This is a genomic window from uncultured Allobosea sp. (assembly GCF_945956895.1).
GTDB lineage: Bacteria > Pseudomonadota > Alphaproteobacteria > Rhizobiales > Beijerinckiaceae > Allobosea.
Genome location: NZ_CAMFJF010000113.1, coordinates 1 through 6,758, shown reverse-complemented (window position 1 = coordinate 6,758; position 6,758 = coordinate 1). Strand labels below are relative to the sequence as shown.

The 6,758-nt window shown below is 64.3% G+C and carries 8 protein-coding genes; 3 read left to right on the top strand and 5 right to left on the bottom strand.

Annotation, left to right across the window (positions count from 1 at the left end; all coding sequences use genetic code 11):
• From Q0Q02_RS22680 to pstS, 5 genes are all read right to left on the bottom strand, one after another.
• The coding region (locus tag Q0Q02_RS22680; RefSeq protein ID WP_293812949.1) for a PhoU domain-containing protein at positions 1–181 on the bottom strand (181 nt) is incomplete at its 3' end.
• Between the two features lie 192 nt (positions 182–373).
• The gene (gene pstB, locus Q0Q02_RS22675; RefSeq protein ID WP_293812947.1) at positions 374–1,180 is read right to left on the bottom strand and encodes a phosphate ABC transporter ATP-binding protein PstB; all 807 of its coding nucleotides are present in this window, start codon (positions 1,178–1,180) and stop codon (positions 374–376) included.
• 41 nt (positions 1,181–1,221) lie between these two features.
• On the bottom strand, positions 1,222–2,109 hold the full coding sequence (pstA, locus tag Q0Q02_RS22670; protein WP_293812946.1) for a phosphate ABC transporter permease PstA: 888 nt from the start codon (positions 2,107–2,109) through the stop codon (positions 1,222–1,224).
• 11 nt (positions 2,110–2,120) lie between these two features.
• Positions 2,121–3,095 (bottom strand): phosphate ABC transporter permease subunit PstC, encoded by a 975-nt coding sequence (gene pstC / locus Q0Q02_RS22665; RefSeq protein WP_293812944.1) that lies wholly within the window; start codon positions 3,093–3,095, stop codon positions 2,121–2,123.
• Between the two features lie 230 nt (positions 3,096–3,325).
• Positions 3,326–4,351, bottom strand: a complete 1,026-nt coding sequence (gene pstS, locus Q0Q02_RS22660; RefSeq protein WP_293812942.1) for a phosphate ABC transporter substrate-binding protein PstS — start codon at positions 4,349–4,351, stop codon at positions 3,326–3,328.
• Positions 4,352–4,700: 349 nt separating this feature from the next.
• Here pstS and Q0Q02_RS22655 point away from each other — a divergent pair, with 349 nt between their 5' ends.
• From Q0Q02_RS22655 to Q0Q02_RS22645, 3 genes are all read left to right on the top strand, one after another.
• Positions 4,701–5,090 carry a cytochrome c family protein gene (locus Q0Q02_RS22655; protein ID WP_293812940.1) on the top strand — a complete coding sequence of 130 codons (390 nt, stop codon included), beginning with the start codon at positions 4,701–4,703 and terminating at the stop codon, positions 5,088–5,090.
• A gap of 425 nt (positions 5,091–5,515) precedes the next feature.
• The gene (locus Q0Q02_RS22650) at positions 5,516–6,331 is read left to right on the top strand and encodes a cytochrome c oxidase subunit II (RefSeq protein WP_293812938.1); all 816 of its coding nucleotides are present in this window, start codon (positions 5,516–5,518) and stop codon (positions 6,329–6,331) included.
• A 60-nt stretch (positions 6,332–6,391) separates the two neighbouring features.
• Positions 6,392–6,758, top strand: a 367-nt coding sequence (locus tag Q0Q02_RS22645; RefSeq protein ID WP_293812937.1) for a cbb3-type cytochrome c oxidase subunit I, incomplete at its 3' end; no start/stop codon positions are given.

Below are 6,758 nucleotides of genomic sequence, written 5' to 3'. Positions count from 1 at the left end.
GCTGGAGGTTGTCGAGGCGCTGGTCGGCCGAGATGATCTTCTGGGCGAGCGCGGTGTCGCGGCGAACCAGCGCGACCGTGGAATCGCCCAGCATGCGCTCCGCCATGCCGCCCATTTCGGCGAGGCTGCGGCGGATGCCTTCGAGATCGGTGTCGTAGGAGCGGACGATGTGGTCGGTCATGGCGGCGTGTCCTCTAGATCATTGGCGCCGGTGCAGCGTCGTCTTGTTCATCCTTCAGCCCTCATCCTGAGGAGCAAGCAAAGCTTGCGTCTCGAAGGATGGTCCAGACATCTCCGGAACCTCCTGGACCATCCTTCGAGACGCCGCTGACGCGGCTCCTCAGGATGAGGGCTGCTGGTTTGAAACCGGTCCTCAGCCGAAACGGCCGGTGACGTAGTCCTGGGTCTGCTTCTTGGCCGGGTTCATGAAGATCGTGTTGGTCGGCGCGAATTCGATAACCTCGCCGAGATACATGAAGGCGGTGTACTGCGAGATGCGCGCGGCCTGCTGCATGTTGTGCGTGACGATGGCGATGGTGAAATCGCTCTTCAATTGCTCCAGCAGGTCCTCGATCTTGCCGGTCGAAATCGGGTCGAGCGCCGAGGTCGGCTCGTCGAACAGGATCACTTCCGGCTTCTGCGCGATGGTGCGCGCGATGCACAGGCGCTGCTGCTGGCCGCCGGAGAGGCCCATGCCGGAGCTCTTGAGCTTGTCCTTGACCTCGTCCCAGAGCGCGGCGCGGCGCAGGGCACCCTCGACGCGATCGTCGAGCTCCGACTTCGGCGGCTTTTCGTAGAGGCGGATGCCGAAGGCGACGTTGTCGTAGATCGACATCGGGAACGGCGTCGGCTTCTGGAAGACCATGCCGACGCGCGAGCGCAATTCGTTCACGTCGACGTCGTTGGAGATGATGTTGCGGCCATCGAGCATGATCTCGCCTTCGGCGCGCTGCTCCGGATAGAGCGAGTAGATCCGGTTGAAGATGCGCAGCAGGGTCGACTTGCCGCAGCCCGACGGGCCGATCAGCGCCGTGACGTGGCGGTCGCGGAAGTCGAGATTGATGTTCTTCAGCGCCTTGTGCTCGCCGTAGTAGAAATCGAGGTTCTTCACCGCGATCCGGACGGGCGCCTCGGCATCGAGCGACTGGGGGGAGAGTTCAAGGGTCGAAAGCATCGACATTAAGTCCTCAAGGTCGGTCGCGACCGGGTTGGTTTCAAGCTCTACTTGCTGCCGGCGACGATACGCCGGGCAACGAGCGAGAGCACGAGGATCGAGACGGTGATGATGAGCGAGCCGGCCCAGGCGAGCTGCTGCCAGTTCTCGTAAGGGGCGGAGGCGAACTGGTAGATCGTCACCGGCAGGTTCGAAACGCCGCCGACCAGCGTCGGCGAGAACCAGAAATTGTTGTTGAGCGCGGTGAAGAGCAGCGGCGCGGTCTCGCCGGCGATGCGGGCGAGCGCCAGCAGGATGCCGGTGACCATGCCGGCCTTGGCTGCGCGCCAGGTCACCGAGGTGATCACGACGGAGGGCGGTGCGCCGAGCGCCGCGCCCGCCTCGCGCAGATGGCTGGGAACGAGGCTGAGCATGTCCTCGGTGGTGCGCACGATGACCGGGATCGCGATGATGCCGAGCGCGACGCCGCCGGCCCAGCCGGAATAGCCGCGGAAGGGCTCGACCAGGATGACATAGACGAACAGGCCGATCAGGATCGACGGCGCCGAGAGCAGGATGTCGTTGATGAAGCGGATCAGGTTGGCGAGCTTCGAACCGCGGCCATATTCCGCGAGCCAGGTCCCGGCCAGCACGCCGATCGGCGTGGCGATGGCGATGCCGAGGAAGGTCAGCACGAAGGAGCCGACGATGGCGTTGGCGAGGCCGCCGCCTTCCGTGCCGGGGCCGGGCGTAACGGCCGTGAAGGTCGCAAGCGAGAGCCCGCCGATGCCCTTCACCACGAGCATGCCGAGGATCCAGAACAGCACGAAGATGGCGGTGAAGGTGAAGCCGGTGGCAATGATCTTCATCATCCGGTCGGCGGCGCGGCGCGACTGGCGCACACGCCCCCAGGGCTGATGAGGCAATTCGCGCGGCGAAGAGGTCGTCATGGTCATGGGGTTGAGCCTCAGTAGCGCTTGACGCGGGCGACCAGCAGTCGCGCAATGACGAGGACGACGAAGGTGACGAAGAACAGGATGCAGCCGAGTGCGATCAGCGCGTTGAGCTGCAGGCCCAGCGCCTCGTTGAACTCGTTGGCGATGCGCGAGGCGATGGTCGAGCCGGGATCGAGGATCGAGGCCGAGAGCCGGTTGGCGTTGCCGACGACGAAGGTGACGGCCATCGTCTCGCCGAGCGCGCGGCCCAGGCCCAGCATGACCGCGCCGATGATCGAGACGCCGGCCTGCGGCACCAGGACGTGGCGCACGACTTCCCAGGTCGTGGCGCCGATGCCGTAGGCGCTCTCGCGCAGCACCGAAGGGATCTGCTCCAGCATGTCGCGGGTGATCGAGGCAATGAACGGCACGATCATGAAGGCGAGGATGATGCCGGCGGTGAAGATGCCGAGCCCCGAGGGCGAGCGCGAGTAGAGCACCGTGCCGACGATCGGCATGCCCTCGACGATGTTCGAGAGCGGAATCTGCACATAGGCCGCGAAGAGCGGCACGAAGACGAACAGGCCCCACATGCCGTAGATGATCGAGGGCACGGCGGCGAGCAGCTCGATCGCGGTCGCGACCGGCTTCTTGAACCAGGCCGGCGCGAGCTGGGTCAGGTAGACCGCGATGCCGAGCGAGAGCGGCACGCCGATCACCAGCGCGATCAGCGCCGTCGAGAGCGTGCCGACGATCGCCGGCCAGGCGCCGTATTGGTCGTTCTGGGTGTCCCAGACGCTGGAGGTGATGAAGCCGAGGCCGAACTCGCGGAAAGCCGGCCAGCCGCCGATGACCATCGAGACCATGATCGCAGCGAGCAGCACCAGCACCAGCAGCGCGGCGGCGAAGCTGGCATTGCGGAAAACGAGATCGAAGGTCGCCTTCGGCGCCTTCCGCACGATCGGCGTCGCGCCGGGAATGCTCGTCATGTCGGTTGCTGCGGTCATCCGCGAAGGCTCCGGTGGCGTGGCTGAGGCTGTCTGCGGCCGGTCGCCCGGCCCCGTCAACCTCAGCCCTCATCCTGAGGAGCGCTCCGCAGGAGCGCGTCTCGAAGGAGGCTCCAGTGCGCTCTGGATCATCCTTCGAGACGCCGCGTGCCGCGGCTCCTCAGGATGAGGGCTGAATGTAGATGTCGGCGAGGCGGGTTGGACCCGCCTCGCCTGTTCGTTGGCCGCGATCAGAAGATCGGCTTGCCGGCGCTGTCGGTCACGCCCTTCCAGGCGTTGCGGACCTGGTCCTTCACATTCGCCGGCAGGGCGACGTAGTCGAGGTCGCTGGCGAGCTTGTCGCCGGACTTGTAGGCCCAGTCGAAGAACTTCAGCGCGGCCTGGGTCTCTTCCGGCTTCTCCGGCTTGGCATAGACCAGGATGAAGGTCGCCGAGGTGATCGGCCAGGCCTGCGCGCCCTTCTGGTTGTTCAGCGAGATGCCGAAGCCGGGCTGCTCCTGCCAGTTGGCGTTGGCGGCGGCGGCCTGGAAGGCCTTCTCTTCCGGCGCCGGGAAGTTGCCGTCCGCATTCTTCACCAGAGCATGGGAGAGCTTGTTCTGCTTGGCATAGGCATATTCGACATAGCCGATCGAGTTGGCGACCTGCTTGACCGAGGCCGAGACGCCCTCGTTGCCCTTGCCGCCGATGCCGACCGGCCACTGCACCGACTGGTTGGCGCCGATCTTGGACTTCCAGTCAGCCGAGACCTTGGAGAGATAGTCGGTGAACACGAAGGTCGTGCCCGAGCCGTCCGAACGGTAGACGGGGTTGATGTTCGCGTCCGGCAGGGTGAGGCCGGCATTGAGCGCGGCGATCTTCGGGTCGTTCCACTTCTTGATGTCGCCCAGATAGATCTGCGCGATGATCTCGCCCGAGAGCTTGAGCTTGCCGGGCTCGACGCCGGCGATGTTCACGGCCGGCACGACGCCGCCCATCACGGTCGGGAACTGGATCAGGCCGTCCTTGGTCAGGTCCTCGCCCTTGAGCGGGGCGTCGGTGGCGCCGAAGGCGACGGTCTTGGCCTTGATCTGGCGGATGCCGCCACCCGAGCCGATCGACTGGTAGTTCAGGCCGGTGCCCGTCTCCTTCTTATAGGCCTCGGCCCACTTTGCGTAGATCGGGAAGGGGAAGGTCGCGCCGGCGCCGGTGATGTCGGCAGCCTGGGCGGAACCGGCGATCCCGGCGGCAACGGCCGCGAGAACGAGAATCTTGCGCATGTGAGATGTCCTCATTGGGTCGCTATATGCAACGGCCCTGTCAGAACACCCTCAGTATGACAGCCAAATGACAATCCGTCATGAAAGCTGTCATGAAGGCTCTCAGGGCGCGCTCGCATCGGCATCGCAGGCTGTAGAACGGCACCTGTCTGCGCAAGATTTGGCAGCCCTCGGATTACGTTCGGCTTCAATGCCCGTGTTGCGCCTTCGGGAACCGACAGCACCATGACCGCCGCGTCGCTTGGCCACCCGGAATTGGAGGGAGACCGACGATGATGTAAGGTATTCTGAAGGGTTGCGGCTGGCCGGCCGTCAGGCCGAAGGGGTCGCGTTCGAAGGAGAGCCTTCGATGCTGCGTTGGACCTTGATGGCCTGGTTGACACTTGCGGCTCTGCCCCATCCGGCCGAAGCGGCGGGAGATCCGGCCGCGGGCGAGAGGATTTTTCTGAGATGTCGCGCCTGTCACCAGATCGGAGAGACGGCCAAGAACACCGTTGGTCCGAAACTGAACGGCCTCCTCGGTCGGCAGGCGGGATCGATCGAGGGCTATAGCTATTCGGCCGCCAACAAGAATTCCGGCATCCTGTGGGACGAAGCCACATTCCGGGATTACATCAAGGCGCCGCAGGTCAAGATTCCAGGCACGAAGATGACGTTTCCGGGCCTGAAATCCGACCCGGAAATCGACGATATCGTTGCGTTCCTCAAGCAATTTGACGCGGACGGAAAGAAAAAATAACCGGATTGGCGCTCGATTGCGGCCGTAACGAAACCGGACAGCGACGCGGGATCGATTGACAACTTCCACGAGCAGATGACAACATGAAGCGATGGGCTGAAGGCTTGAATATCCTGTGGCCCGGCTTAGCGTTTTCAGCGTCGGATGTGACGCGGTCGTCCCGGCGAACCCAAGGTTCGGCAATGGCGAACAGGAAGCAAAACGTGAAGTCTTCCGCCGCGCCCGGCAAAGTTGGCGCCCGGCCGTCGCCTTGCTCGAATCTTGTCGCTCCCGCTCGTTTTAAGCCGAGGACCTGTTCCGCCTCGGGCCGCAACGTCGTTCTGATGTCGAAGATGCGTTTGCTTGCCTAGCGCCGCGACGTGCTGCCTGCGCCGCGGCATTGCCTTGCTCCTGTTCATCGCCGCCCTCGGCATGGATGAAAAAGGATGGGTATCGCGGTCGTCCTGGCTCTGGTCGTCGTCGGCTCGGTGGCTTTCCACTTCCTGAGTCCGTGGTGGTGGACGCCGATCGCCTCCAACTGGGGCTATATCGACGACACCATCATCATCACGTTCTGGATCACCGGCGCCGTCTTCACCGCCGTCGTGCTGTTCATGGCCTATTGCGCCTTCCGCTTCCGCCATCGCGAGGGTAACCGCGCCGCCTACGAGCCCGAAAACAAGCGACTGGAATGGTGGCTCGCGATCGGCACAGGCGTCGGCGTGGCGGCCATGCTCGCACCGGGGCTGGTCGTCTGGCACCGGTTCGTCACGGTGCCGAAGGACGCGACCGTCGTCGAGGTCATCGGCCAGCAATGGCAATGGGCCTACCGGTTGCCGGGCGCCGACGGCAAGCTCGGCGCTGCCGATGTCAGCCAAATCACGCCGGAGAATCCGTTGGGCGTCGACCCGAAAGACCCGCACGGGCAGGACGATATCGTGATCCAGGGCGACAGCCTTCATCTTCAGCTCGGCAAGCCCGTGAAGATGCTGCTGCGCGCCGTCGATGTCGTGCACGACTTCTACGTGCCGGAGTTCCGCGCCAAGATGGACATGATTCCGGGCAGCGTGACCTATTACTGGTTCACGCCGACGCGGGCCGGCAGCTTCGACGTGCTCTGCGCCGAGCTCTGCGGCACCGGCCACACCTTCATGCGCGGCAATGTCGTGGTGGAGCCTGAGAGCCAATATCACGCCTGGCTGCAGCAGCAGAAAACCTTCGCCCAGCTCCAGGGGCCAACCAGGGCGCAGGCGAAGAACTAGGGACGAGATGGCGGGGCGAGCCCCGAACGAGGGCGCCCTGCGACGAGTGGGAGACGGCCTATGGTCGACGTGATGCACGGCATCCCCGAACCGCTACCGGCGGCCGAGATCGACGATGTCGAACTCTATCACCCGAAGAGCTGGATCACGAGATATGTCTTCTCTCAGGACGCCAAGATCATCGCCATCCAGTACGCGATCGTGGCGCTGTCGATCGGCCTGGTCGCCCTGGTCCTGTCCTGGCTGATGCGGCTGCAGCTCGGCTTTCCCGGCGCGCTCTCCTTCATCGACCCGGATCGCTACTACCAGTTCATCACCATGCACGGGATGATCATGGTGGTCTATCTGCTGACGGCCCTGTTCCTCGGCGGGTTCGGCAACTACCTGATCCCGCTGATGCTCGGCGCGCGGGACATGGTGTTCCCCT